22 protein-coding genes are annotated in these 25,531 nt (G+C 32.9%); 11 read left to right on the top strand and 11 right to left on the bottom strand.

Going from position 1 to position 25,531, the window contains the following annotated elements:
• The first annotated feature begins 17 nt into the window (after positions 1-17).
• Both argS and B2U95_RS12565 read left to right on the top strand, forming a co-directional pair.
• Positions 18-1,799, top strand: a complete 1,782-nt coding sequence (argS, locus tag B2U95_RS12570) for an arginine--tRNA ligase (protein ID WP_296316885.1) — start codon at positions 18-20, stop codon at positions 1,797-1,799.
• A 113-nt stretch (positions 1,800-1,912) separates the two neighbouring features.
• Entirely contained in the window at positions 1,913-3,217 is a 1,305-nt protein-coding gene (locus B2U95_RS12565; protein WP_296316884.1) for a carboxypeptidase-like regulatory domain-containing protein, read from the top strand.
• Between the two features lie 79 nt (positions 3,218-3,296).
• Here the strand turns inward: B2U95_RS12565 and B2U95_RS12560 are convergent, their stop codons facing one another.
• The 5 genes from B2U95_RS12560 to B2U95_RS12540 form a co-directional block, all read right to left on the bottom strand.
• Complete coding sequence (locus tag B2U95_RS12560) at positions 3,297-3,719, bottom strand: hypothetical protein (RefSeq protein WP_296316883.1); 423 nt, start codon at positions 3,717-3,719, stop codon at positions 3,297-3,299.
• A 42-nt stretch (positions 3,720-3,761) separates the two neighbouring features.
• Entirely contained in the window at positions 3,762-4,394 is a 633-nt protein-coding gene (locus B2U95_RS12555; RefSeq protein ID WP_296316977.1) for an acyloxyacyl hydrolase, read from the bottom strand.
• 216 nt (positions 4,395-4,610) lie between these two features.
• Complete coding sequence (locus tag B2U95_RS12550) at positions 4,611-6,920, bottom strand: TonB-dependent receptor domain-containing protein (protein ID WP_296316882.1); 2,310 nt, start codon at positions 6,918-6,920, stop codon at positions 4,611-4,613.
• Positions 6,913-7,809 (bottom strand): FecR family protein, encoded by an 897-nt coding sequence (locus tag B2U95_RS12545; RefSeq protein ID WP_296316881.1) that lies wholly within the window; start codon positions 7,807-7,809, stop codon positions 6,913-6,915. Before B2U95_RS12545 ends, B2U95_RS12550 begins: the two co-directional genes overlap by 8 nt.
• 66 nt (positions 7,810-7,875) lie before the next feature.
• Complete coding sequence (locus B2U95_RS12540; protein ID WP_296316880.1) at positions 7,876-8,391, bottom strand: RNA polymerase sigma factor; 516 nt, start codon at positions 8,389-8,391, stop codon at positions 7,876-7,878.
• Between the two features lie 104 nt (positions 8,392-8,495).
• Between B2U95_RS12540 and B2U95_RS12535 the strand changes: the two genes are divergently transcribed.
• The 3 genes from B2U95_RS12535 (at position 8,496) to B2U95_RS12525 (ending at position 13,269) form a co-directional block, all read left to right on the top strand.
• Complete coding sequence (locus B2U95_RS12535; protein ID WP_296316879.1) at positions 8,496-10,769, top strand: hypothetical protein; 2,274 nt, start codon at positions 8,496-8,498, stop codon at positions 10,767-10,769.
• Between the two features lie 186 nt (positions 10,770-10,955).
• Positions 10,956-12,287, top strand: coding sequence for a signal recognition particle protein (gene ffh / locus B2U95_RS12530; protein ID WP_296316878.1), 1,332 nt, complete (start codon positions 10,956-10,958; stop codon positions 12,285-12,287).
• A gap of 100 nt (positions 12,288-12,387) precedes the next feature.
• Positions 12,388-13,269: a bifunctional 5,10-methylenetetrahydrofolate dehydrogenase/5,10-methenyltetrahydrofolate cyclohydrolase gene (locus B2U95_RS12525; RefSeq protein ID WP_296316877.1), complete on the top strand. Its 882-nt coding sequence runs from the start codon at positions 12,388-12,390 to the stop codon at positions 13,267-13,269.
• Position 13,270: 1 nt separating this feature from the next.
• Here B2U95_RS12525 and B2U95_RS12520 read toward each other — a convergent pair whose 3' ends face one another.
• From B2U95_RS12520 to B2U95_RS12495, 6 genes are read right to left on the bottom strand one after another with little or no spacing between them, the layout of a single operon-like run.
• On the bottom strand, positions 13,271-13,690 hold the full coding sequence (locus B2U95_RS12520; RefSeq protein WP_414727678.1) for a VOC family protein: 420 nt from the start codon (positions 13,688-13,690) through the stop codon (positions 13,271-13,273).
• A 2-nt stretch (positions 13,691-13,692) separates the two neighbouring features.
• On the bottom strand, positions 13,693-14,460 hold the full coding sequence (locus tag B2U95_RS12515) for a pseudouridine synthase (protein ID WP_296316876.1): 768 nt from the start codon (positions 14,458-14,460) through the stop codon (positions 13,693-13,695).
• Positions 14,461-14,481: 21 nt separating this feature from the next.
• Positions 14,482-15,309: an alpha/beta fold hydrolase gene (locus B2U95_RS12510; protein WP_296316875.1), complete on the bottom strand. Its 828-nt coding sequence runs from the start codon at positions 15,307-15,309 to the stop codon at positions 14,482-14,484.
• A gap of 5 nt (positions 15,310-15,314) precedes the next feature.
• A complete protein-coding gene (locus tag B2U95_RS12505) occupies positions 15,315-15,686 on the bottom strand; it encodes a cupin domain-containing protein (protein WP_296316874.1) in 372 nt (123 codons plus the stop codon).
• Between the two features lie 41 nt (positions 15,687-15,727).
• On the bottom strand, positions 15,728-16,285 hold the full coding sequence (locus B2U95_RS12500; RefSeq protein ID WP_296316873.1) for a hypothetical protein: 558 nt from the start codon (positions 16,283-16,285) through the stop codon (positions 15,728-15,730).
• Between the two features lie 18 nt (positions 16,286-16,303).
• Positions 16,304-17,839: a helicase HerA-like domain-containing protein gene (locus B2U95_RS12495; protein WP_296316872.1), complete on the bottom strand. Its 1,536-nt coding sequence runs from the start codon at positions 17,837-17,839 to the stop codon at positions 16,304-16,306.
• A 61-nt stretch (positions 17,840-17,900) separates the two neighbouring features.
• On the opposite strand from B2U95_RS12495, the gene B2U95_RS12490 reads away from it, so the two are divergent.
• The 6 genes from B2U95_RS12490 to B2U95_RS12465 form a co-directional block, all read left to right on the top strand.
• Positions 17,901-18,347: a RidA family protein gene (locus B2U95_RS12490; RefSeq protein ID WP_296316871.1), complete on the top strand. Its 447-nt coding sequence runs from the start codon at positions 17,901-17,903 to the stop codon at positions 18,345-18,347.
• 38 nt (positions 18,348-18,385) lie between these two features.
• Positions 18,386-19,018: a 7-carboxy-7-deazaguanine synthase QueE gene (locus B2U95_RS12485; RefSeq protein WP_296316870.1), complete on the top strand. Its 633-nt coding sequence runs from the start codon at positions 18,386-18,388 to the stop codon at positions 19,016-19,018.
• 102 nt (positions 19,019-19,120) lie between these two features.
• Entirely contained in the window at positions 19,121-21,166 is a 2,046-nt protein-coding gene (locus B2U95_RS12480) for a sensor histidine kinase (RefSeq protein ID WP_296316869.1), read from the top strand.
• Positions 21,167-21,587: 421 nt separating this feature from the next.
• The gene (locus tag B2U95_RS12475) at positions 21,588-21,791 is read left to right on the top strand and encodes a LuxR C-terminal-related transcriptional regulator (RefSeq protein WP_296316868.1); all 204 of its coding nucleotides are present in this window, start codon (positions 21,588-21,590) and stop codon (positions 21,789-21,791) included.
• Between the two features lie 302 nt (positions 21,792-22,093).
• Positions 22,094-23,788, top strand: a complete 1,695-nt coding sequence (locus tag B2U95_RS12470) for an ice-binding family protein (protein ID WP_296316867.1) — start codon at positions 22,094-22,096, stop codon at positions 23,786-23,788.
• Positions 23,789-24,281: 493 nt separating this feature from the next.
• Positions 24,282-25,531: lamin tail domain-containing protein (locus B2U95_RS12465; protein ID WP_296316866.1), on the top strand; the 1,250-nt coding region annotated here is incomplete at its 3' end.

The raw sequence follows: 25,531 nt of genomic DNA, 5'->3' as shown, positions 1-25,531 counted from the left end.
CAAAATACAAGACGATAATGAATCTTCAACAGACTTTAAAATTACATGTAAAAGCAGCCATAAAAGTGTTGTTTCAATCAGAATTAGAATCGGTAGAGTTTCAGGCAACTCGCAAAGAATTTGCTGGTGATATTACTATTGTTGTGTTTCCGATGTTACGCGTGGTAAAAGGGAATCCTGTCGTTATAGGTGAACAAGTAGGTCAGTATTTACTAGATAATGTAGATTTAGTACTAGGGTTTAATGTCGTTAAAGGTTTTTTAAATATAGAAATTAGTGATAGTTACTATTTAGATTTTTTTCAGTCTATAAAAGGTGAAACTAATTATGGTTTCTCTGAAGTAAATGATGAAAAGGCAGTAATGGTTGAGTATTCTTCACCGAATACCAATAAACCTTTGCATTTAGGACATGTAAGAAATGTATTGTTAGGTTACAGCGTTGCAGAAATTATAAAAGCTTCTGGTAAAAAAGTTTACAAAACACAAATTATAAACGACAGAGGAATTCATATTTGTAAAAGTATGCTGGCTTGGCAACGTTTTGGAAATGGTGAAACTCCTGAATCTACAGGATTGAAAGGCGATAAGTTGGTTGGTAATTATTATGTGAAGTTTGATCAAGTTTATAAAGTTGAAATTTCAGAATTAGTTGCTCAAGGACAGTCTGAAGATGTAGCAAAAAAGAATGCTCCAATTTTACTTGAAGCTCAAGAAATGCTACGAAAATGGGAAGCTGGTGATAACGAAGTTGTTTCACTTTGGAAAAAAATGAACCAATGGGTTTATGATGGTTTTGATGTAACATATAAAAATATTGGTGTAGATTTTGATACTTATTATTATGAAAGCGATACGTATTTATTAGGAAAAGAATTTGTTGCTGAAGGTCTTAAAACAAAAGTTTTTGAAGAAGATACTGACGGTTCGGTTTGGTGTGATTTAACAGAAGATGGTTTAGATAGAAAAATCGTTTTACGTAGCGATGGAACCGCGGTTTATATGACCCAAGATATTGGAACTGCGATTCAGCGTATAAAAGATTATCCAGATGTTGGTGGTATGGTTTATACTGTTGGTAATGAGCAAGATTATCATTTTAAGGTCTTATTCTTAATCTTAAAGAAGCTTGGTTTTGATTGGGCAAAAAACTTATTCCATTTAAGCTATGGTATGGTAGATTTGCCAAGTGGAAAAATGAAGAGTAGAGAAGGAACTGTAGTAGATGCAGATGATTTAATTAAAGAAATGGCAGATACTGCTGAAGAGATATCTAAAGAACTCGGTAAGCTTGAAGATTATTCAGAAGCTGAAAAGAAAGAACTTTATAAAACCATTGGTTTAGGTGCTTTAAAATATTACATCTTAAAAGTAGATCCTAAAAAACGAATTTTGTTTGATCCTAAAGAATCTATTGATTTTCAAGGAAACACAGGACCGTTTATACAATATACGTATGCGAGAATTCAATCTATTTTAAGAAAGGCTGATGTAAAAGAATATATTGCACTAAACGTAGTTGAGATGCAATTTCACGATAAAGAGAAACAATTAATAAAGCAATTAGAAAACTTCCCAGAGGTAATTCAGAGTGCTGCAGACCAACATAGTCCTGCGCTAATCGCAAACTACACTTACGATTTAGTGAAGGATTTTAATTCATTTTACCAAAATGTATCCATTCTTGGTGCAGATTCAGACTTAGAAAAAGGTTTCAGAGTAGCGTTGTCTCAAACTGTTGGGCAAACTATAAAGAATGCATTTAAAATCTTAGGGATTGAGGTTCCTGAGCGTATGTAAAGTCTTTAGAATTAGAGATAATAAAATATAGGTCAACTATTTAACATTTTGGTTAATAAAGTGTATATGGTTTAGTCGTATCTTAGTAAAGCTATGATTTAAATTTTATTGCTATGAGACCTTCTATTTTTAATAAAAAACGCTATTTATTATTTCTATTTGTAACGACTGTATTCAGTTTTTTGACAAACGCACAAACGAGTTTTACCGAATATAAAGGCAATGTGTTAGATGCTAAATCTAATAGAGTTTTAGAGTCGGTTAGTCTTAATATTTTGGAAACTAATATTGCCATAATAACAAACTCTGAAGGAGAATTTTTACTTAAGGTGCCAAACAAGTATTCAAATTCTAAAGTTGTTATTTCCTTATTGGGTTATAGTACAAAAATCTTACCACTATCTGAGTTCTCTAAAGAAACTAATATTAAACTTAGTCAAGCAGTAACAGCGCTTTCCACAGTGAGTATTAATGCATATAAAAACGCAGAGAACTTAGTTTTGAAAGTTTTTGAAGACAAAAATAAAAACTCACAAAATCAGTCGGTTTTTATGACCGCCTTTTACAGAGAAACTATAAAACGTCGTAATAGAAATGTTTCTTTAACAGAGGCTGTTGTTAGTATACTTAAGCAACCACACACATCGTCTCAACGAGACGCTATAAAACTGAATAAAGCAAGGAAAAACACTGATTATAAGCGATTAGATACGGTATCGGTAAAACTACAAGGTGGTCCATTTTCAACTATATATTTAGATGTTATGAAGTACCCTGAATATATTTTTACTGACGAATCTATTGCAACATATAGTTTTTCATTCGATCCTCCTTCTACTATTAATAATAGAAATGTCTATGTTGTAAATTTTAAGCCAAAAAATAAGAGTTTAAATTTAAACTATACTGGTAAGTTGTATATTGATGTGAGATCCTTGGCATTGGTAAGTGCTAAATATTCTTTAGATGTAAGTAATAAAAGGAAATCTAAAAACTTATTGGTTAGAAAAAAACCTAGAGATGTAATTGTTTATCCTTTAGAGGCTAATTATCGTGTAGATTATAAAGCAAAAGGTGATAAATGGTATTACAGTTATTCTAATTTAGATTTGAAATTTAAGGTCAATAAAAAGCGAGAAATTTTTAATAAAGTCTACACATTGTCTAGTGAAATGGCTGTGACAGATTGGGAAACTACAGCAACAAATAAAAAGATTAAAAATAAAGACAGACTGCGGTCAACAGTAATAATTACGGATGCTATTTCGGGTTTTACTGATCCCGATTTTTGGGGTGAGTATAATCTAATAGAACCAGATAAATCTATAGAATCGGCTATTGAAAAAATAAGAGCTAATATTAAAAAGGAGAAAGAAAAACAAGCAGAAAAAGAGAGGATTAAAACCGAAATACCTTAAAGGTTTTCATCTAGTTAAATTTTCCTTTAAATTTTAATGCTTGTTTAATATGTGCCAAATGATGGTCGCTATGCCAAGCTTAGATTCCGGTAGTTTCTTTTATGTTAAGTCGGTAAACGTAACCCAAGCTTAGTTCGGTAAAGTCTGCTTGTCCTAAATTCGTATTAATATGTACTCCAATAAAGATATTATGTTTTGGTGCTTTATTAGTTGTCCAGAGATAATATTTTAATCCCATTCTAGCAGAAACTGTTAGCTTAATCTCGTAGTACCAATCTAACTCACCAAGAACTTCGACGGTATCTCCATTTCCGTTTTCAAAAGAATACCCTTGATTAAGTTGCCAATCTACTTTATAAAATGGTTTATAAATGTTTAGGCCTAGATCTAACTCAAAACCAAAATGATCTAATAAAAGTTCTGATGTTGCAAAAACACCAAAATTAGTAGCATAACCATAAGGATTATCTCTAAACTGAGAAAATTGTTCCTCTATTAGCAATTCGTTATTTTTTATATAATCATAATAATGTTCATAAAACCTCTAGTAGAAACCACCTCCAAACTTAAAGGTGTTGTTTATTATTTTACCGGCAGACATAGAAAATGTATAGACTTCTTTTTTGGTATTAAACGTTTCAGATAAGACATTTTGTCCGAAACCAAATCTTGTAGTAATGTAGGTTTGCGATTTAGATTTAAAGTTATGAGGTTTAGTATCAATTTTAGGTTTTGTTTTAGTATCAATTTTAGCTGACAGACTCGCTGCTAAAGAATTAAGACCTTGATTAGGTAGTTTTGCATGGCCATTAGAATGATGTAAAAAGCCTAATCCAAACCTCCAATCAGTTGTGTTAGATTTAAACATATCATAATATACAAATGATCTAAAAGACCAATTGACTTTAGTTGTAATAGCCTTGTTTAATGCATTAGTTTCAATATTGTACTGTGTGTCCATGTAAGACCCTCCAATACCAATATGTAGATTTAGACCTGATACTGATTTTTTAAATATCGAAAATTCAATAAAAGGCATTAGAATATAAGCACGACCTATTTTTTCTGAATTACCAAAATCTATATAGCCTGCAGATATGCCAGTTTTTGGATAATTTAGACGTGCAGCCCATTCTTTATTTCGACTAAAATTATAGCGACCTAAACTAAAAAATATATTTTTTTGTAACGATGTTTCTGGGAAATCAGTATTTGCTTCAAGGGTTTTTCCTATGATAACTTCTGGAATAATAAATATTGAATTTACTATAGTGCTGTCTTGATTTTGTCCAAAACTGCATAAGCAAATTACAAGGCTTATACTGAGAGTATAAAATTTAAAGTAAGTTCTGATAATAAGTTAACTGATTGGTTACAAGGATACAATTAACAACTAAAAATTAAACCTTAAGCTAAAGTTAGGTGTAAATTTTAATGACCTATTATTAATTTCAATAATAGCATCATCTGAATCTGTTGTGTAAAAACGATTGATAATATTAGTCTGATTAAGAATATTCCATATAGATGCTCCTGCTTCTACATCTATGCCTTTTGAAAGTTTAAAATTATAAGTTGCCGATATGTCTGTTCTAAAATAATCTGTTAGCCTAGAGCTATTTGGTGCATCGTATTCTATGTCAGAATTGGTTGTGTTTTGTACTGCGGATGGTTTGGTAAAAGGTCTGCCAGAATGCCAATTCATACCAATGCCAATTTTAAATTTATCTCGACTGTACATAAATGAAGTATTAACTACGTGTGTAAGGTCTAAAGTGTTAGCAAAAGCGTCTCCGCTATTTAAGTTTTCAAATTGATATTGATTTTTACTGTAAGTATAGCTCAACCAAGAACTAAATTGATTAAAACTTTTATTAATTAGAAAATCGATACCTCTTATGTTATAAGAGCCAATGTCATTTGTAAATTGAAATTGATTTTGAAAGCCTTGACTTCTTGCTGTTATTTCAGATACATTTTTATAATAACCTTCTGCTGATATGAGTAAACCATTATAATTGTAACTAATACCAATTGAAGCTTGTTGACTTTTTATAAGTGGAACATTCTCGTTGTTTGCCAATTGCCATCTGCGCTTTTCTATACCAAAAAAATCTTGTTGTAAATCAATGATTTGAGTTATAGATTGACTTTTCAATTCTCCTAAAATTTCAAGTCTAAAGCGGTCAAGGATTTTTTGATTAAACGTTAATCTTGGTTCCATTAAAATTTCAGAAAGTTTTTCAAAATAGTTTATTCTCGCACCAAAACGCAGATAGGTATTTCTAGAATCAGATTTCCACTCTACTTCACTAAATACAGCATGTGTTCTAATAATTTCCTTTTTGAAACTAGTAAAAATAGGATTGGTGACATCTTCTAAATTAGAGACTCCAACTTCATTAAATTGATAACCACTATTTATTTTTGTTGAGGCATCAATAGTTTTTGTAATGTCTACTCTTAAGCCATAATCAGCGACTTCATTAGTTTGCTCGAGGCGAGTGTTATTAGTAACGTCAAAGTTATTGGCGTCAAGATTATAATTAGAATAGTAAGCTTCTACGGATGTAACTAAATCCGTATTCCAAACTTTAGAGTAATTAATACTAGCACCATAACTTACTTGGTCTAAAGCACTCCGACTTTCTTGAAGATTATTATCTGATGTTGTAAAAATTTGATTGTAATCTAAACTATTGTAAATATTTAAGATATTAACTCGAAGCTTGGAGGTCTCATTAATATCATATAAAAACTTAGCATTAAAGTCATAAAATAAAAACCGCTCATCTAAAGATAGTAGCGTATTTAAATCATTTGTTGCGTTTAATTCAGAATCTCTAAAAATGCGATCAAAATAAGAATCGTAAGTTTTTGATACTAAAATATCTGTAAAAGAACGTCTGGCAGATAATTGTAATTCAGTCTTTTTAGATAATGGAATTTTAGCATAACCATCTGCGCTCAATAGATTGAAACCGACACCACTTTTATGTTTGTTATCAATAACATCAGAATTTTTTATAGAGATAATACTAGAGACTCCATCTCCATATTTAGAACTTGTTCCGTTTTTAGAAACATTTACTTCTTCAGATAAATAAGGATTAAAAGCAGATATTAATCCAAAAAAATGTCCAGATTGATACATGCGAATTCCTTCATATAAGATGAGGTTTTGATCATTTGTACCACCTCTAACATTTATATTAGAAATACGCTCATCTACACTTGTTACTCCGGGTAGTTTTTGAATAATTTGTAAAACATCTGGTTCAATTAAACCTGGTAATATTGTAAAAGAATTTGTGTTTATAGTAACAGCCCCGTTTACAGTTTTAGACAGACCTTTAGTTAAATAGTTGTTTATAACAACTTCATCTAACTGTTGTACATTCTCTGTTAATTCATCCGATTTTGTTATAGCAATAAATCGATTGCTTAGTATCTTAAAATTAAGATTAGTTATTAGTCTTAATTGCTGTAGGGCTTGTTTAAGTGATAACTCTGGATATAGCGTATTTGTGGTTAACCCTTCAATAGTTTTTGGTTCAAACGAAAATTTTACATTATAACGTTTTTCTAAATTCAGTAGAATTTTACCAAGTGGCTGTACTTCCTTTTTGTTTTGGCAATATGCTAAACTGCAAAAGGTAGTCACTAAAAGAAATAAAATTAGGCATCGTAATTTTTTATTCACGCTTTAGTAAAATAGATGTTTTAGATTTACTGTAGCTTAAATTTAAAGGTATTGTAATAGATTTCAATGCTAAATCTATGTTTTTATGTATAAAGCTTCCAGTAAATAGCCGAGATGTATCAATATTTTCTAACGTTATTTTTTGATTATATTGATTCTCAAATTCTGAAATCACATATTTTAAAGGCATACTTTTAAAGCTACTTTCACCACGCAACCAGTTTGGTTGCGTGGTGTTTTCTTTTTCATCTGCAAGTAGTTTCCCATCTATAATTCGGAAAGTATGTCCTGGTTTTAATTTTACAGTTTTGTTGTTTTGTGTTACAGCAACTAAGCCTTTATAACACGTTACCATAAAATATCCAGTACGTTGTTTTACATTAAATTCTGTACCTAAAACACTTACAATACCATTATCTGTAATCACATCAAATTTCTGACCTTTAGCAACCTTAAAAAAGGCTTCGCCATTAAGTCTTACAATTCTGCTTTCTTCCCATTTACTTTTATTAAAAGCCAAAGTAGAATTAGCATTTAGATCTACCGTAGATGCGTCTGGTAAAGTTATATTAGTTTGTTGTGCTATAGTCGTATTAATCTCCGTCTCTAAGGTAGTCGTATAATAATATGTACTGAGGCTAATTGCTAAAATAGCTGCGATTCTTAGTAATGGTTTAAACCAAGACGCCGCATTTTTATTAGTAGCTTGTAATTTTGGTGTTAAAACTTCATAACTCTCATCAATAAAAAAGTTAGGTGCTTTAAAACCATTTAAAGCGCTATTCATTTTAATTAAATCATCATAACCTGTTAGTTGCTCAAAAGCTTTTTGCTCTTCTGCACTAAGATTATGGTTTAACCATTTTTTTATGAGTTCTTCTCTTTCCATTAACTTACATTCATCTATAAAACAGTTTAGATTATAAATCTCCTACTAACATCTTAAAATTCAATATTAAAGACCATCAATATCCTTTCTTAATTTTTTTAAAGCTCCATAAATTCGTTTTTCAACAGCTTTGGTAGATATATCTAAGAGTTCTGCTATTTCTTTAAAGCGTTTGCCTTCAACTCTATTAAGTAAAAAGGCTATACGTTGTGCTTCTGTTAAATTAGATATGGCCTTTTGTAGTTTTTGGTGATACTCCTTTTCTTGCATTAAAAACTCTGGAGTTTCGTTAGTAGAATGTTTAACAGGAATTTTTCTGTGTTTTAAAACTACTTTTTGGTGTGCTACAGCATTGAGCATTAAATTATTTGCTGTAGTAAATAAAAAACTCTTGGCTTTGTTTGGAGTCACTTTAGCACAGTTCTGCCAAAGTTTAATAAAAGCCTCTTGTACTTTATCTTGCGGATTTAAATGTTCACCAAATTTGTAATATAAGAAATCATGCAGATTCTTAGCGTGTTTTTTATAAAAACGCTCATACAACTTATCTTCGCAAATATTATCTTGTAAAGGTTGGCTCACTATTAATTATTAGAGCCACAAATTATAAATAAAATATTTAAAAACTAGGGTAGGATATTTTTGAATTAAAATGTTCTATTAATAAATTGGTAATAGTCTACATTATGAAAACGAGAATCAATCATTTTATGCTCTTGGCTTTTTTTGCTCTTATAGGTTTTTCGGCTTGTCAAGACGAGGTAACTGAAATAAACACTCCAAATGAACAAGAGGTAATCGTTCCTAATTCTACTTTAGCAAATTTAATGAGTAATACAACAGCTCATTTTGGTGCTGCTCAAAATATTTTGGAAGATTCTAATTGTTTTTCTATTGAATTGCCAGTAACATTAATTGTTAGTGATATAACAATAACGATTGAAACGGAAGCAGATTTAGATCAATTAGAAGGTTTGTTAGATGACATAAATGATAACGAAGACCTATTAGATTTTATATTCCCAATCACCATTATATTTAGTGATTTTACAGAATTGATTATAGAAAATGAAGCACAACTTGAAAGTTTAATTACAGAATGTGATGATGAGGAAGAAAACGAAATTATTGAATGTGTAGACTTTGTATATCCTATTTCATTTTCTGTATTTAATTCAGAATTTACAATTACTGATGTTGTAACTATAAATAATGACGAAGAGTTTTATAACTTTTTAGATGACTTAGGGGAAGACGATAACTTGTTAATTGTTAGTTTAAACTTTCCTGTAGCGTTAGTGTATGCCAACGGAGAAACTGAAGAAGTTAACTCTAACGAAGAATTGGCAGAAGCCATTGCCATAGCAGAAGAAGATTGTAATGATGACGATGATAATGAAGATTGTAATGATGAGTTTATTGAGTTAGCCTTAAAAGAATGTCAGTGGGAATTAGTAGCATATTCAAGCTTTCCTGAGTTTCAAGGGTTTTTATTAGAATTTAACTCAGACTATACCTTCAATATTATTTTAGATGAAAATCAAATTCTATCAGAAGGCAATACATGGTCTGTTGTTTCTGATGATAGTGGTTCATTTTTAGTATTGGATACTGCTTTTGAAGATCTTGGTGGAGATTGGCAAATTGTAGAATGTGATGATGATAGATTCGAATTCACAAAGAATAACGAAACTATGGTTATTGAGCAAGAATGCGAAGGTGATTTAGAATGTTCTATAACGGATATCAGTTCAATTTTACAAGAGTGTCCTTGGGATTTTAGTGATGGAACAGACCTATTCGATAATTATCAAATGGTATTTCAAGATAATGGAGGCCTACAAATTACAGAAGGTGCAGCGACATCTGCAATTGGAGGTGCTTGGAGTTTATCTGTTACAGATGACGGTCTTGTACTTACATTATCGCAATTAACAGCATTTCAAGACTATCTTGAAGGTGACTGGTTAATTGTAGAATGTGATGACGATGAGTTACAAATATTACGTTTTGATTATACCATAGTATTAGAGAAAAATTGCTATGATGAAACAGAAGTATTTAATTGCTTCAATGATTTTGAAATTGTAGAATGTGAGGGTTCTAGCAATGTTACAGTTTATAACTTAAGTGCAAATACTATAGGGCTGGTTGACTGTATAGCGCTTTTTATACCTTCATTTCATGCTACATTAATAGATGCGGAGAGTAATATAAATCCAATTGAAAATACTGAAGCTTACGAAACGCTTACAGCACAAGTCTATTTAAGAATTGAAGCTGAAAATGGTAATTTTGAAATATTCAATATTTATCTAACTACAGAAGAATGTAATTTGTTTGAATGTTTTGAAAGCTTTGATGCTGAAATTGTATTATGTGATGACGCTAATGATGGTGCAGAAGTGTTTGACCTCACAATCGCATTTTCAAACTGTACACCAAGTGCAGATGCTGTTACCTATTACCAAACAGTTCAAGATGCTAACGATGGTATTTTTCCAATAGCAAATCCAGAACTTTATACAAATATTACAGCTCCTCAACAAACGATATACACAAGAGTTGAAATTGGTGATCAGTTTGAAGTATTTCCTATTCAATTACTATTAGAGGATTGTTCAGGTATGTCTAATTGTACTGATAACGAAGTTAGAGCTTGGTTGCAAACGTGCGAATGGAATGCCGTAAACTATAACGGAAGTGATAACCTAGCCGAATATAATTTCGATTTTGGAAGCGCAGATCAAATAGTAATTATTTATACAGACACCATTACAATTGACGCATCTTGGTCTGTATCAGAATCTAATAATGCTATTACTGTTGAATTTTCAAATATTGCTGGTCCAAATATACAAGCAATAACAGGTGGATGGCTCGTTGTAGAATGTGAAGAAGACCGATTAGAATTACATAGAGGAGATGATGTTTTAGTATTAGAAAGAACATGTAATTAATAAAAGAGAACCGCTCAAATAAGTTAGTAAGTTAGTAAGTTTAAGTTGATGAAAGAGTTGCCACCGCCTGGCAGCTCTTTTTTTTATTGTAGTATTCTCAATTTTCTTTAAGCAGAATTATAGATATCCGATTCGTTTATATCTCTTAAATTCTTAAATTTGCAACTTCAAAAAGAGATAAAGATTATGTTTAATAATTTAAGCGATAAGTTAGATAAAGCGTTACATGTACTAAAGGGACATGGTAGTATTACAGAAGTTAATGTTGCTGAGACATTAAAAGAAGTAAGACGTGCGCTTTTAGATGCCGATGTTAACTTTAAGATTGCAAAAGATTTTACCAATCGTATTAAAGAAAAAGCTTTAGGCCAGAATGTATTAACAACATTACAACCAGGTCAATTAATGGTTAAAATCGTTAAAGACGAATTAACCGAACTAATGGGTGGTGATGCAGAGGGTATTAATCTTTCTGGTACACCAAGTATTATTTTAATGTCTGGTTTACAAGGATCTGGTAAAACTACCTTTTCTGGTAAGCTAGCGAATTATTTAAAAAACAAAAAAACAAAAAAACCTTTATTAGTAGCATGTGATGTTTATCGTCCTGCAGCGATAGATCAATTACAAGTTGTTGGTGATCAAATAGGTGTTGAGGTTTTTAGCGATAGGGGAAACACAGATCCTGTTGCAATTTCTCAAGCTGGTATAGCGCATGCAAAAGCAAATGGTCATAATGTCGTTATTATTGATACTGCTGGTCGTTTAGCTGTTGATAAAGCTATGATGGATGAAATCTCAAACATTCATAAAGCAATCCAGCCACAAGAAACACTTTTTGTAGTAGATTCTATGACTGGTCAAGATGCAGTCAATACAGCAAAAGCTTTTAATGATATTTTAAATTTTGACGGTGTAATTCTTACCAAATTAGATGGTGATACAAGAGGTGGTGCTGCCATTTCAATTAAATCTGTAGTTAATAAGCCAATTAAGTTTATTGGTACAGGTGAGAAGATGGAAGCGATAGATGTATTCTATCCGTCTCGTATGGCAGATCGTATTTTGGGAATGGGTGATGTTGTATCTCTTGTTGAACGTGCCCAAGAACAGTTTGATGAAGAAGAGGCTCGTAAGCTTCAAAAGAAAATAGCCAAAAATCAATTTGGGTTTGATGATTTCTTAAAGCAGATTCAGCAAATCAAAAAGATGGGTAACATGAAGGATTTAATCGGAATGATTCCTGGAGCCGGCAAAATGATGAAAGATGTAGATATAGACGATGATGCTTTTAAAGGTATTGAAGCTATTATTCATTCTATGACAGCAGATGAACGTTCTAACCCATCAGTAATTAATGCGAGTCGTAAAAAGCGAATTGGTAAAGGTTCTGGTACGTCAGTACAAGAAGTTAATCAGTTACTAAAGCAATTTACACAGATGAGTAAAATGATGAAGATGATGCAAGGTGGAGGCGGAAAACGTATGATGCAGATGATGAAGAATATGCCGAAGTAAAGGTTGATTGTTGGCAGCCTTTAGTTGGTAGTCAATTTAAATATATATGTTCAAAATAAAATACTGCGGACTGAACACTGCGGACTGAATACTGAAAAAGATGACAATACTAGACGGAAAAAAGGTTAGCAACGACATTAAAAACGAAATTGCTGAAGAAGTAAAACAAATGAAAGCTAATGGCGAAAAAGCACCACATTTAGCAGCTGTTATTGTTGGTAATGATGGTGCTAGTTTAACGTATGTTGGTAGTAAAGTTAGAGCTTGTGAGCGTATTGGTTTTGAATCTACTATGGTGCGTTTGTCTAATACCACTAGTGAAATTGAACTCTTAGATAAAATTGAAGATTTAAATAATGATGATAATATCGATGGTTTTATAATTCAATTACCATTACCACCACAAATTAATACGCGTAAAGTATTAATGGCAGTAAATCCAGATAAAGATGTAGACGGTTTTCACCCAATGAACTTTGGGAAAATGGCTTTAGATATGTCAACGTTTATTCCGGCAACACCATTTGGTATTTTAGAATTAATGGATAGGTATGGTGTTGAAACTAAAGGAAAGCACACCGTTGTTATTGGTCGTTCTCATATTGTTGGTCGTCCTATGAGTATTTTAATGGGTCGAAAAGGATTTCCAGGAAATTCTACAGTAACACTTACCCATAGTCACACTAAAAATATTACACAAATCACATCACAAGCAGATATTATAATTTCTGCATTGGGTATTCCTCATTTCTTAAAAGCCGAAATGGTGAAAGACGGTGCTGTTATTATTGATGTCGGAATAACACGTGTGCCAGATGATTCTGAAAAAGGGTATTATATTACTGGTGATGTAGATTTTGAAAACGTAAGTAAAAAAGCAAGCTTTATAACACCTGTTCCAGGTGGAGTAGGGCCTATGACTATTGCAATGCTTTTAAAGAATACATTATTAGCGAGAGAACAACACAGATCGAATAGCTAAACTATTTAGCAAAAAGTTGACTCATATCTTTAAATGCTTTAAACTCTAAAGCATTACCAGATGGGTCTTTAAAAAACATTGTGGCTTGTTCGCCAACTTGTCCCTCAAACCTTATGTAAGGTTCGATTATGAATGTGATGCCTTTTGACTCTAGTAACGCGGCAAAATCTTCAAATGTTTCCCAAGGTAAAACAACACCAAAATGGGGTACAGGTACATCTTTGCCATCTACAGAATTGGTGCGAGATTCTATTTTAATTTTTTCTTTAAAATGAATAACTAACTGATGACCAAAAAAGTTGTAATCTACCCAATGGTCGCTACTCCTTCCTTCTTCAAGATTTAAAACATTCGTATAAAATGTTCTACATTTACTTAAATTATCAACAGGTATTGCTAGATGAAAGGGCGTAAGTGACATGATTAATTGTTTTTATCTGGTGTTCTATGCTGTTTTTCTTCAAATGTTTTTTTAGACTCTTTAATGAGCTCATTCAATATTTTAAACTCTTCAGTTGTCAGTTCACGGTATTGACCTAAAGGCATATCGAGTTTTATATTCATTATTCTAACCCTTTTCAGCGTTTGTACTTCATAATTCAAATATTCACACATACGTCGTATTTGCCTATTAAGACCTTGTGTAAGAATAATACTAAATGTAAAACGATTTATTTTTTTAACTACACATGTTTTGGTGCGCTTACCTAGTTCTTCAATATAAATACCACCAGACATGCGTTCTACAAATGTTTGAGAAATAGGTTGGTCTACCGTAACTAGGTATTCTTTTTCGTGATTGTTACTCGCTCTGAGAATTTTGTTAACGATATCTCCATCATCAGTCAAAAGAATTAAACCTTCGCTAGGTTTATCTAAACGGCCAATAGGAAATATGCGTTTTGGATAATTAATATAATCAATGATATTATCTTTTTCAACACGCGTGTCTGTAGTACAAACAATATCAATAGGCTTATTAAATGCTAAATAGACAAAGTCTTGTTGTCTTGCTCCAATAATCTCACCATCTACTTTTACAATATCTTCAGAAGAGACTTTCGTTCCCATTTCTGGTACAACATCATTAATCGTTACACGACCAGCATCGATTAAGCGATCTGCTTCTCGACGAGAACAATGACCAGCTTCGCTGAGGTATTTATTAAGGCGTTTTAAATCTTCTGACATGGTGTAAAATTACGATAAAGATTAATCATTTATAAACTTAATAATCTGTGGAGTCAAGGATTTATCTTTAAGTCCATGTCCAAAACCAGATGTGCTAATTAATTTAGAATTTTTATAACGGTTTGCAAATAGTTGCGCATCTTCATAAGGAATAATTCGATCCTTCTTATCATGAATAATTAATCCTTTTGCTTCTATAGATGTTACAAAGTTTACTGCAGAAAAATAATCTACAGGTTTTCCAAAACGTTCTAAAACAATGGAGTCTAATCCTTTTGAAATACGCTTATTATAGCCCATCATGCTTTTATATCTGGAGAATACTCCAGTAAAATGTGCTGGCGCTCCTAATAAAATCAATTTTTTAATTGACGGAAGCTCATGATTGTTCATGCAAAACACACTAGCCATGCCACCAACAGAGTGACCTATTAAAACATCTGGTTGAAGTTTTTTTGCTACGACATTAATAAATTCAGAATAGAGAATAGCATTAAATTGTTTTCCTCCAGATTGACCATGAGCAGGTGCGTCTAAAGCAATAATATTATAATTTTGAGCCTTTAAGTCTTCTAAAATATAGTCCCAACGCGATGCATTACTTTCCCAACCATGTGCTAATAGAATAGTTTTTCCTTTGCCAGACCATTGATAGGTTGCTATGTTTAGATCTTTGTAAGTTAATTCTTGAAATTTAGCGGATGCTATAATTTTTTTTTGATTTTCCGAGTAACGTCCTTTTCGAGGAGAAGCAAATAAGTTTATAGCCTTTTTTGATGCATATTTAGATGATATTAAACTTGTTGCATTTAAGGTGTTGCCAATAGATTTTATTACAAAACTACTCATACATATTAATCTTCTCTGTTAACACTATCTATTGAAAATGCAGGTAAGCAAATCGCTAAATATTCGCAAGGTTCTGTAAATGGGTTAGAATACTGTAATCTCGTGTTTTTTTCAACTTTAATAGATTGACCAGCTTCTAAAACTATAGTTTCACCATCAATTATAAACTGTTTTTTACCCTTTATGATAAATGTATATTCATCAAATTTTGGAGTTTGAAAAGGCTCGCTCCAACCTGCTGGTGCAACCATATGTGCAATACTCATTTCTGAATTGCCATCTGTAGCATTACCAAAATGTTCTTTTATAATTTTTCCATCATCTGTAGGAACTACAAATGGGGAATTTTGAATTTTATAAGTTTGTTTTTTCTGCATATTTTCGACTTATTTACTACAACTGTTTACTTAAAACTTATTTACCAATGAACCATAAAGAATTTAATCCTAGCTTTCTCAGGAATTTGAAGCGGGTCAATTGTCATCTCCATATTAAACCTTAAACTCGCAGGTAATTCTTTTTTATCAATGGTAAAAGTCGCATTTAATTCATTAACAGAAACTAATATAGAGTTGATAAGATTATCAATTTTAGAAATAGTGTAAGCTTCATTAATATCTTTGAAGGTACTCAATGTCGAAATCTTTTTTTTGGTCATATATCGTCCATCAATAAAGCGAACGGTTGAAATTACAGCAGTAGAATCTAATGCTTCTCTAGGAGAAAGATCTAGTAATTTTTTTCCGCCTTTTTCAAAAATTTCAATACTATTTATGGCTCCGGCAAACTCGTCACCAGAAATATATCTTACAATAGAATCATTTTTAAAAATGGAATCTAATTCTTTTACTGTTGTGGAGTCAGTTAGTAAACCAATATTAAACTTTTCAATTAAGAAAGGGTTTGGTGCTTGGTCTTTTGCGCAGCTCACAATTAATAGTGTGCAAATGAGAATCGTAAATAGGGTTTTTTTCATAATAGATTTTGTTGTAGATTATTTAAGCAGTTTGGTTAATATACCCAATACACTTCTTATTACAGTAGCACTTGTTAGTACTTTTACAATAGGGTTCTGTCTTGTTCTTCGTCTTCTCGTTGTCGATGTTTTTCTTTTACTTTCAGCTCGTTTTAAAGCTTCTTTTTCTTCTTTCGCTTTCTCTTTAGCTTCGTCTGCTTCGGCTTGTTTAATTTTTTCATTAAGCATTTCGTAAGCACTTTCCCTATCAATATCTTTATTATATTTTTTCGCAAGTTGAGATTGAGCTAATAAACTTCCTAATTCTGATTCGGTTAAAATATTCATACGACTCATAGGTGCTCGGATCATGGTTGCAGCTAATGGAGTTGGTTTACCTTTTTCATCTAGAGCAGAAACCAAAGCCTCTCCAATACCTAAAGATGTTAGCATCTCGGCAGTATCATAATAATCGCTATCTGGATAATTTTGAGCCGTCAGTTTTATGGCCTTTCGGTCTTTGGCTGTAAAAGCACGCAATGCATGCTGAACTTTAAGCCCTAATTGACCCAAAACTGCTTCAGGGACATCGGTTGGGTTCTGTGTAACAAAATAGAGGCCAACTCCTTTACTACGAATAAGTTTAACAATGCTTTCAATTTGGTTTAAAAGTGCATCAGAAGCTTCGTTAAAAATGAGGTGTGCTTCATCAATAAACATAATAAGTTCTGGTCGACCACTATCACCTTGTTCAGGGAAGGTGGAGTAAATTTCAGCAAGTAAGCTCAACATAAATGTTGAAAATAATTTTGGCTTATCTTGGATGTCAGTTAATCTTATAATGTTGATATAGCCAAGGCCATTTTCGTCTATTCTTAATAAATCTTGAGTATCAAAAGAGGTTTCTCCAAAAAACACATCTCCACCTTGTTGCTCAAGTTCAACTAGTTTTCTAAGTATTGCTCCTGTCGATGCTGTTGATATGCGACCATATTCGTCTTCAAATTCTTTTTTGCCTTCATTGGTTGCGAATTGAAGAATTTTTTTGAAATCTTTTATATCTAGCAAAGGCAATTTATTGTCATCACAATATTTAAAAATCACAGAAATAATACCTGCTTGGGTTTCCGTAACATTTAATATTCTCGAAATTAAAACCGGTCCAAACTCGCTAATTGTCGCTCTAAGACGTACTCCACCTTGTTCAGATAAAGTCATTACTTCTACAGGAAATCCTCTAGCTTTAAAAGGGAGTCCTATTTTTTCATGGCGTTCATCAATTTTTGGGTGTCCTGGACTTGGTTTAGCCAAGCCACTTAAATCGCCTTTTATATCCATTAATAAAACGGGTATGCCTTTTTCTGAAAGATTTTCTGCTAAGACCTGAAGTGTTTTAGTTTTACCAGTTCCTGTAGCTCCTGCAATTAAACCGTGTCGGTTCATTGTTTTTAGAGGTACATTTACATAAGCATTGGTCATGGTTTCTCCATCTAGCATTGCAGATCCTAATGTGATATAATCACCTTTAAATGTGTTCCCTTCAGCAATATCCTTTAGGAATGTGTCAGTATTCATAGTCAGTCAGAAAATTTGGATAAAAATAATGTAATTTTAATCAAGTTTAAAACCTAATGGAATGAAGTCAAAACTTTTATTTTTATGCGTGTTAGTTATGGTTAGTTTTCAATCTTGTGAAAATTCAGAATCAGTGATAATATTTCATGAATCTCACGAATCTAGTCGTGTAAATGTACCTTTTAGTGACGTTGTAGAAATAGATAATTTGCTGTTCTTAACAGGTCAAATAGGTAAAGATCACAAATCAGGTAAATTAGTGCCTGGAGGTATAACTAACGAAACCAAACAAGTTATAGAAAATATAAAAGCTGTTTTAGAGCACCACAATTTATCTTTAGATAACGTGATAAAATGTACAGTAATATTAAAAGACATAAATGATTTTAAAGCTTTTAATTCAGTTTACAGTACTTATTTTATAAAGAAACCAGCACGTACTACGTTTGCTGCATCTGGTTTGGCTGGTGGTGCCAATATTGAGATCGATGTTATCGCAGCAAAATAACTTCAAATTTCAAACATTAAAAACTATCTTTGCCGACTATGACTAGAAGAGAACGACAAGAGCTAATAGATAAAGGGTTATTACTACCTTTAATGGAAGAGTTTTATACGATACAAGGTGAAGGCTTTCATAAAGGAACAGCAGCATATTTTGTTCGTATTGGTGGCTGTGATGTAGGTTGCCATTGGTGTGACGTTAAAGAAAGTTGGTTAGCAGAATTACATCCGCCTACAGAAACCGAAAAGATTGTTGATAATGCTGTAAAGTATAGTAATACTATAGTCGTTACAGGTGGCGAGCCCTTAATGTGGGATATGGGACCATTAACTACGCAATTAAAATCTAAAGGATTACAAACTCATATAGAAACTTCTGGTGCTTATAAATTATCTGGAACTTGGGATTGGATTTGTCTCTCACCAAAGAAGATGAAATTACCAACCGAAAAAGTCTATGAAAAAGCACACGAGTTGAAATGCATTATCTACAATAAAGACGACTTCAAGTTTGCTGAAGAGCAAGCTAAAAAAGTAAATAAAGATTGTATTTTATACCTACAGCCCGAGTGGAGTAAGCGTGATAAAATGGTACCTCAAATTGTAGATTATGTGATGGCAAACCCAAAATGGAAAGTGTCTCTGCAGACGCATAAATATTTAAACATCCCCTAAGTCTCTTGTAGTCAAATAGTTGTTTCATCTAGGCTTTCGAGCATTCTATATTAGCGATAATTCATACAAAAAAATGTTATATTTAAAAATTGTATGGTTGTTATGAAACGTATCATTTTCCTTATTACTCTGTGCTTCGGAGTTCAATTATCTGCTCAAGATCAAGACATAGCGCTGCAATCTAAAATCGATTTTTTTAACTCAAAAATTCAACAAACTGATAAAGGTGAACGCCTTACTTGGTTAGATAGTTTAACAAAAATTACCTATCGCAACCCAAAATTAGAGTACGATGCTGCACTTCGTCAAACTATTGATTTAGCTATTGATTTAGATTCTTTAAACTTTGCGGCTAAAAAAGTCGCGGATTTAATAGGTTTTCAAAATAACTTTTTAGGCAAGCCCAAGGAAGGTCTAAAGTTATTTAAAACATACGGTGAAAAATTAAATAAAGGAACAGATTTTGGTGCCATAGGTCGTATGTATTTAAATGCTGCTGATAGCTATTACTATACAGGAGACATTGATACTTCTTTTGAGTATTATGCACTTACTAAAACGTATGCCGCAAAAGTAAAAGATGAGCAATTGCTTGGCTGGGCAACGATGTATACGGGTTATAATGAATCTGAGATCGGCAAGTTTGCAGAAGCATCTCAAAGTTTAAAAGAGGCGGCAACCATATTTACAAAACTAAAGGATACCACTAATATGCTTGGGGCTAAAAATGCATTGGCTGTACTATATAGTAGAAATGCGTTTTATATTGAGGCCGAAAAAGAGCGCAAAGAATCTATTTTATTGATAGGAAAGACCAATAGATATAGAGCGCTAACAAATCTATACTATAATGCGGCTGAAGACCATAAAAGAACAGGGGATTTTAAAGAGCAACTCGTTAATGTTAAAGCAGCCTTTTTGGCGAATAGTAAAACAAGTAATGCGTTTTTAATTAAGCCTAAAATTTTAGCACAACTAATTAGTGCCTATTGTAAAAACGACAGTATAACTGAAGCTGAAAAGTATTTTGAAGACCTTAATGCCCTATATGTAAAGGATGAAAGTGAAGATCTGAAACAACAAATCGTAAAAGCAAAACGGATATTGTACTTTACGAAAGGCGACTATAAAAATGCCATAAAATATAGTGCTGAGTTTTTATCATTGCAACAGAATAAAAAAACGCATCTTGGTGATATTGTTGCATCGGAAGAATTTTTAGCAGAAGCATACAAAGCAAGTGGAGATGATATCAATTATAAAAAACATCTTCTGAATCATTATACCCTCAAAGATTCCCTTTCAAATATTCAAAATGTAAAATCTTTGGCTTATTACCAAACCCTCTATGAAACAGAAAAACGAGATTTTGAGATAGAAAACCAAAAGGCTAATATTAGCGTATTGAATCTTGAGAATAATGTATTGAACCTTAAGAATAGAAATCAAAATCAGTTACTAACTTTTGGGTCTTTAGGTCTGTTACTTTTATTTGGAGGGATCATTGTTTACCGTTCTTTTTTAAACGCTAAGAAAAGAGAACAGACGCAGCAAGAATTTTCACAAGAACTTATTATCACACAAGAGTATGAGCGCACCAGAATAGCAAGAGATCTTCATGACGGTATTGGTCAGCAAATCATACTTATTAAAATGAAAGCTTTTAAAGCTGGAAACAACGAGATCTCAGATATTGCATATCGAGCCCTGGAAGAAGTGCGGAGTATTTCTAGAGACTTATATCCTGTAACATTAGAGAAATTAGGATTAACAAAGAGTATAGAACAACTTTTGTTAGATTTGGGCAAAAACACAGATCTTTTTGTAGCTTTAGATATTGATGACGTTAACACTAGTTTCAATGAAATTGAATCTCTTAACTTTTATAGATTTATACAAGAGTCGTTGAATAATGTATTGAAACATGCACAAGCAAATACGCTGGTTGTAAATATTTTAAAGCAAAGCGATGGTATTAAAATCTTAATAAAAGATAATGGACTTGGTTTTGAAACTAATGAAAAGAGCATACAAAATAGTCTTGGTTTAAAAACTATGGCAGAACGTGTTAGCATGTTAAAAGGTAGTTTTGCTATTAAAAGTAAAACAGAAGAGGGTACCTCTATTTTGGTGCAAATCCCAATTTAAAATGATTAACACAATCATACTTGTTGTCGCAGACGAATATCCTTTTATTATTAAGTGGCTTAGTAGACCAGTTAAAAGACTATAATTACATGTTTTAGCAACTGCAGAGAATGGTGTAAAAGCTTTAGATTAAAACCGGAAATCGGTATTTTGGATGAAGAAATGCCAATGCTTATGGTTTTGAAGTGATACAAAAATGTAAAGAGCAGCAGGTAGAGACTAAATTTATAATCCTCACCTCAGTCAAAGAAAAAGCCTATATTTATAAAGCAAAGAAATTAAATATTTCGGGTTATATTATAAAAGATGAGCCCTTTTCAGAAATCCATAATTGCATACAAAGCGTAAGTAAAGGAACGCCTATTTTAGTTCTAATTTTAATAGTGTGCTAGAGAATGAGGTTACGCCGCAACTACAAAAAATGAAATTATTGTCACCATCAGAGCTTACTATTGTCCGCTTGGTAGGCCAAGATAAATCTTCAAAAGATATTGGTGAATTCTTATCGTTATCTCCTAGAACCATTGAGAAGCAACGCCCTGATATTATAGCCAAGCTCAACCTTACCGCTGAGAAGGGTATACTTACGATTTGGGCAAAGGAAAACTTAGAGTTCATTCTGTAGATTCTAATTTTAATACTAAAAAAAAACCCATTTTAAATATGATGCGATCTCATTTCGAGTGATTTTTGATAAAAAATTGTATTACGAACTTTTTAATAAAGCACCTGTTCTCGATACAAATTCTAAGCTCAAAAAAGCTTAAAATTCACTCGAACAGACGACATATATAATTATTCATTATCTGCAAGTGAAGGATATGTATTCTATCATTCGACTATACCAAACTGTCTTATATCGAAAAATATTTATTTTTTCGGTTTATTACACCAACTTTGACTAATTAATTTTAAAAGCACACAACTATGAGAAGCGTCATAAAAACAATATCAACGAGAATGACTATTACTAGTGTACTAATGTTGTTTACAGTAGCCGTCTTTGCTCAACAAGGTATCAATTACAAGGCTTTAATAAAGGACGCTAATAATGCGGTTGTTGCCAATAGGCAAGTTACAGTTCAGTTTACTATTTTAAGTAGTGTAACTAATGTCTATCAAGAAACGCAAACACCAACGACCGATGCCAATGGTATCATTATTATTAATATTGGAGAAGGTATACCAGATAGTGGTGTATTTGCTAATATCGATTGGGGAAGTGATGATCATTTTCTTAATACTCAAATGAATACAGGATTAGGTCTTATAGATATGGGTACAACAGGTTTTAAGACGGTGCCTTATGCCTTACACTCTAAGAAGACAGAGAGCGTTGGTGGTACAGCTAACTATATTGCTAAATTCGATAGTACGAGTAGTGTTGGGGATTCACAAATATTTGATGACGGTACTAACATAGGTATTGGTACCACAGTACCCGAGCCTTCTTCAATTGTAGATATTTTTTCCGAAAGTAAAGGGTTTTTGATGCCACGATTATCGACATCACAAAGAGATGATATTACAGAACCAGCGACAGGTTTGATGATTTACAATACGACATTGAATGACGGTCAATTAAATACTGGGACTTCGTCGATGCCAATTTGGATAGGTATTAAAGGCCCAGAAGAGCCCATGACTTATTCTGTTAGTGGAGGGGGCAGTATTGTTACGTCATCTACTAGTGATTTGTTGATTCCAGACATGACGATATCACCTTCTTCTGGCAGTTACATCGTTTTCTTTAATGCCATGTTGACCAGCAGCCAAGGGTTCAGTTCGGAGCAAGGTACTACTGAGGCGGCACGTTTATATGACGAATTAATGTTATATCCAGGTGGAGTAAACCATGGACTGACTTTTGGTAGTGGTGAGACATTGACTTCTGGTGTCTATGACGTAGTTGGAGCCCCATCAATTGCAGGAATACTTACACTGGATGGGGAAGGAGACCCAAATTCTGTATTTATTATTAGAGGTAGCGGTGCATTTACTACAGGAGTAGGAGCAGTTGTGGTATTGACAGGAAATGCAAAAGCTGAAAATATATTTTGGCTTTCTAATGCGGCAATGTCTACAGGCGCTGGTACAACAATGAAAGGGACCATGCTTGGTGGTGGCACTTCTGCTGGGGCAGTATCATTGGGTGCCGGGACAGACTTGGTAGGAAGATTATTTACAAAGTTAGGAGCGATAACCTTAGGAGCGGGAGTAGTTCTTGACGTTCCAACGGGCCTTTCTCCTGTTGATTTAGGAGAGCTTTCCACATTTGCAATGTGGAGCTCTAATGGAGCGGTTTCAGATGTAGCAACTGCTACAATCACCGGAGATGTGGGTACTTCATTTGGAGCTTTGACAATTTTTGGTACACATATCGGAGTTCAATATCCTGCGAATACAACAAGTGGTCCAAGCACTAGTACTTACAGTATATATCAAAATGGGGTGGAGATAGAGAACTCTAGACGAACAATTAATTTACAGAGCGGAATAGTATCTCTTCAGACTACCGTTACTTTGACCCTAGGGGAGTCTATTGAAGCACGATGGAGCGTTAACACAGGAGAGGCTACACTTGAGCATAGAACCTTATCGTTGATTCGTTCGGATTATTAATGTCCCCTGAATAAAACTAAAGAACACAGTGTCTCTTAGAAACCTCATTAATAATCTTTAAAAAATAGCTCATGGGATTTGGGTTCAACATTAATATTGTTGGACGTTATACTGGCAGCTTAAATTGATAGAAGAAATATCAATAATTATTAGACTTTTAATCTCATTTTGAATGTGTTGTCCCTTCATACTATTAAAAGTTAAACTTTGGTTTTTACTTATAAATCATGTCTATCGCACGAGCTTTTGTTTGAAAAAATAAGATCTAAAAAATTGATTTACTTGACTAGGGTCTAGTAACTGTCTTAATATCATAAGTGATTTAACTAAAAGCGTATCGCAAGTTATCTAATATTGACACCATTCGTCAGTGACGCCTGTCATTTATCGTTTTAAAACAACAATCATCTAATTGTTTAACTATGAGCCAGTTTGAGGTCTTATCATTGCGCTAGAATTTTAAAATAAATACAAATTTTATATAACCTAAAGCATGAAACACAAGATAACAAGGATAGCGATATTGAGTATATTGGCTATCAGTTTTTGCCAAGCCCAAATGCTTTATAAAAGCAGTATTGATAGCGGCGGAGACAACGTAAAAGTTGATGATATAAAACTATTATTTACAATTGGCGAAGTTAATGTGCAAGAGTTAAGCGTTAGCGATAACAACGTGTCTGAGGGGTTTATAAGTCGGTTAGATAAAATAGATATTATTATCACCGAGATTATGCAAAACCCAGAGGCTGTAACTGATGCTAATGGTGAGTATTTTGAAGTGTATAACCCAACAAAATTTCCTATTAACCTAAAAGGTTGGACCATAAAAGATGATTTAGCAGATGCAACACCACATGTTATTGCAAGTAATGTGATTGTGCTAGCAGATCATTTTGTGGTTTTAGCATCTAATAACGTTTTAGCAAGTAATGGTAATGTGGTGGTCGATTATCAGTACACAAATACAGATCTTAATAATGCTGCAGATGTCCTAGTTTTAGAAGATGGTGAAAATACCCAAAAAGATATAACGTCTTATGATGGTGGAACAGTTTGGCCAAATCCAGTAGGAGCTTCTATGGAGTATATTGGGAGTAATATTCAAGACAATAATGATGGCAACTTATGGACAATAGCTAAAGAATCAGAAGGCATAGATTCACCAGATTTAGGTTCACCAGGAACTGCTGGAGCCAATCAAATCGTCAATCATTTGGTGTATGAAAATGATGCTTGGAACGAAATGCCAACACCAAGTACAGGAATTAGAAATGCTATAGTAATGAAAGGCGAATCTGTAACCATAGCTTCTAATGTTTCAATGCTAAGCTTAAAAGTGCGTGAGGGTGCAGATGTCACTGTAAATGCTGCGGCAACTTTGATGACATCTTCAGTTGTTTTAGAATCGACATCAACACAATATTCTAGTTTAATTCTAGATGGAACCATTACGGATGGTACAAGTACAGATGTGGTTCTCTATAACCGACATGTCAATGCAACGGCTTCAACCTCAGGTAACGACTTGATAACACCACCTGTGACAGGTCAGACTTTTGATACTTTTATAAACGCAAATCCTAATGTGGTGAGTAATGGTACCAACACTTTGTTTCTATTCGGTCCTTTTAATAAAACAACAGGTGCTTATGTGACGTATTCTAATACTGAAACGGCAGTATTAACCCCTGGTGTTGGTTATAGAGCTGGGACTACAGACAATGAAAGTTTAAGTTTTAA

Origin of the sequence: Winogradskyella sp. UBA3174 (assembly GCF_002364335.1) — a bacterium.
Taxonomy (GTDB): domain Bacteria; phylum Bacteroidota; class Bacteroidia; order Flavobacteriales; family Flavobacteriaceae; genus Winogradskyella.
Note: the sequence above shows the minus strand (reverse complement) of the source record. Positions and strands in the feature narration are given on the sequence as shown.

Bases quoted from the DNA above. Each gene is read 5' to 3' on its own strand.
- argS (WP_296316885.1), top strand. From the start codon at position 18: ATGAATCTTCAACAGACTTTAAAATTACATGTAAAAGCAGCCATAAAA.
- B2U95_RS12565 (WP_296316884.1), top strand. From the start codon at position 1,913: ATGAGACCTTCTATTTTTAATAAAAAACGCTATTTATTATTTCTATTT.
- B2U95_RS12545 (WP_296316881.1), bottom strand. From the start codon at position 7,809: ATGGAAAGAGAAGAACTCATAAAAAAATGGTTAAACCATAATCTTAGT.
- B2U95_RS12535 (WP_296316879.1), top strand. From the start codon at position 8,496: ATGAAAACGAGAATCAATCATTTTATGCTCTTGGCTTTTTTTGCTCTT.
- ffh (WP_296316878.1), top strand. From the start codon at position 10,956: ATGTTTAATAATTTAAGCGATAAGTTAGATAAAGCGTTACATGTACTA.
- B2U95_RS12525 (WP_296316877.1), top strand. From the start codon at position 12,388: ATGACAATACTAGACGGAAAAAAGGTTAGCAACGACATTAAAAACGAA.
- B2U95_RS12520 (WP_414727678.1), bottom strand. From the start codon at position 13,690: ATGTCACTTACGCCCTTTCATCTAGCAATACCTGTTGATAATTTAAGT.
- B2U95_RS12515 (WP_296316876.1), bottom strand. From the start codon at position 14,460: ATGTCAGAAGATTTAAAACGCCTTAATAAATACCTCAGCGAAGCTGGT.
- B2U95_RS12510 (WP_296316875.1), bottom strand. From the start codon at position 15,309: ATGAGTAGTTTTGTAATAAAATCTATTGGCAACACCTTAAATGCAACA.
- B2U95_RS12505 (WP_296316874.1), bottom strand. From the start codon at position 15,686: ATGCAGAAAAAACAAACTTATAAAATTCAAAATTCCCCATTTGTAGTT.
- B2U95_RS12500 (WP_296316873.1), bottom strand. From the start codon at position 16,285: ATGAAAAAAACCCTATTTACGATTCTCATTTGCACACTATTAATTGTG.
- B2U95_RS12495 (WP_296316872.1), bottom strand. From the start codon at position 17,839: ATGAATACTGACACATTCCTAAAGGATATTGCTGAAGGGAACACATTT.
- B2U95_RS12490 (WP_296316871.1), top strand. From the start codon at position 17,901: ATGAAGTCAAAACTTTTATTTTTATGCGTGTTAGTTATGGTTAGTTTT.
- B2U95_RS12485 (WP_296316870.1), top strand. From the start codon at position 18,386: ATGACTAGAAGAGAACGACAAGAGCTAATAGATAAAGGGTTATTACTA.
- B2U95_RS12480 (WP_296316869.1), top strand. From the start codon at position 19,121: ATGAAACGTATCATTTTCCTTATTACTCTGTGCTTCGGAGTTCAATTA.
- B2U95_RS12475 (WP_296316868.1), top strand. From the start codon at position 21,588: ATGAAATTATTGTCACCATCAGAGCTTACTATTGTCCGCTTGGTAGGC.
- B2U95_RS12470 (WP_296316867.1), top strand. From the start codon at position 22,094: ATGAGAAGCGTCATAAAAACAATATCAACGAGAATGACTATTACTAGT.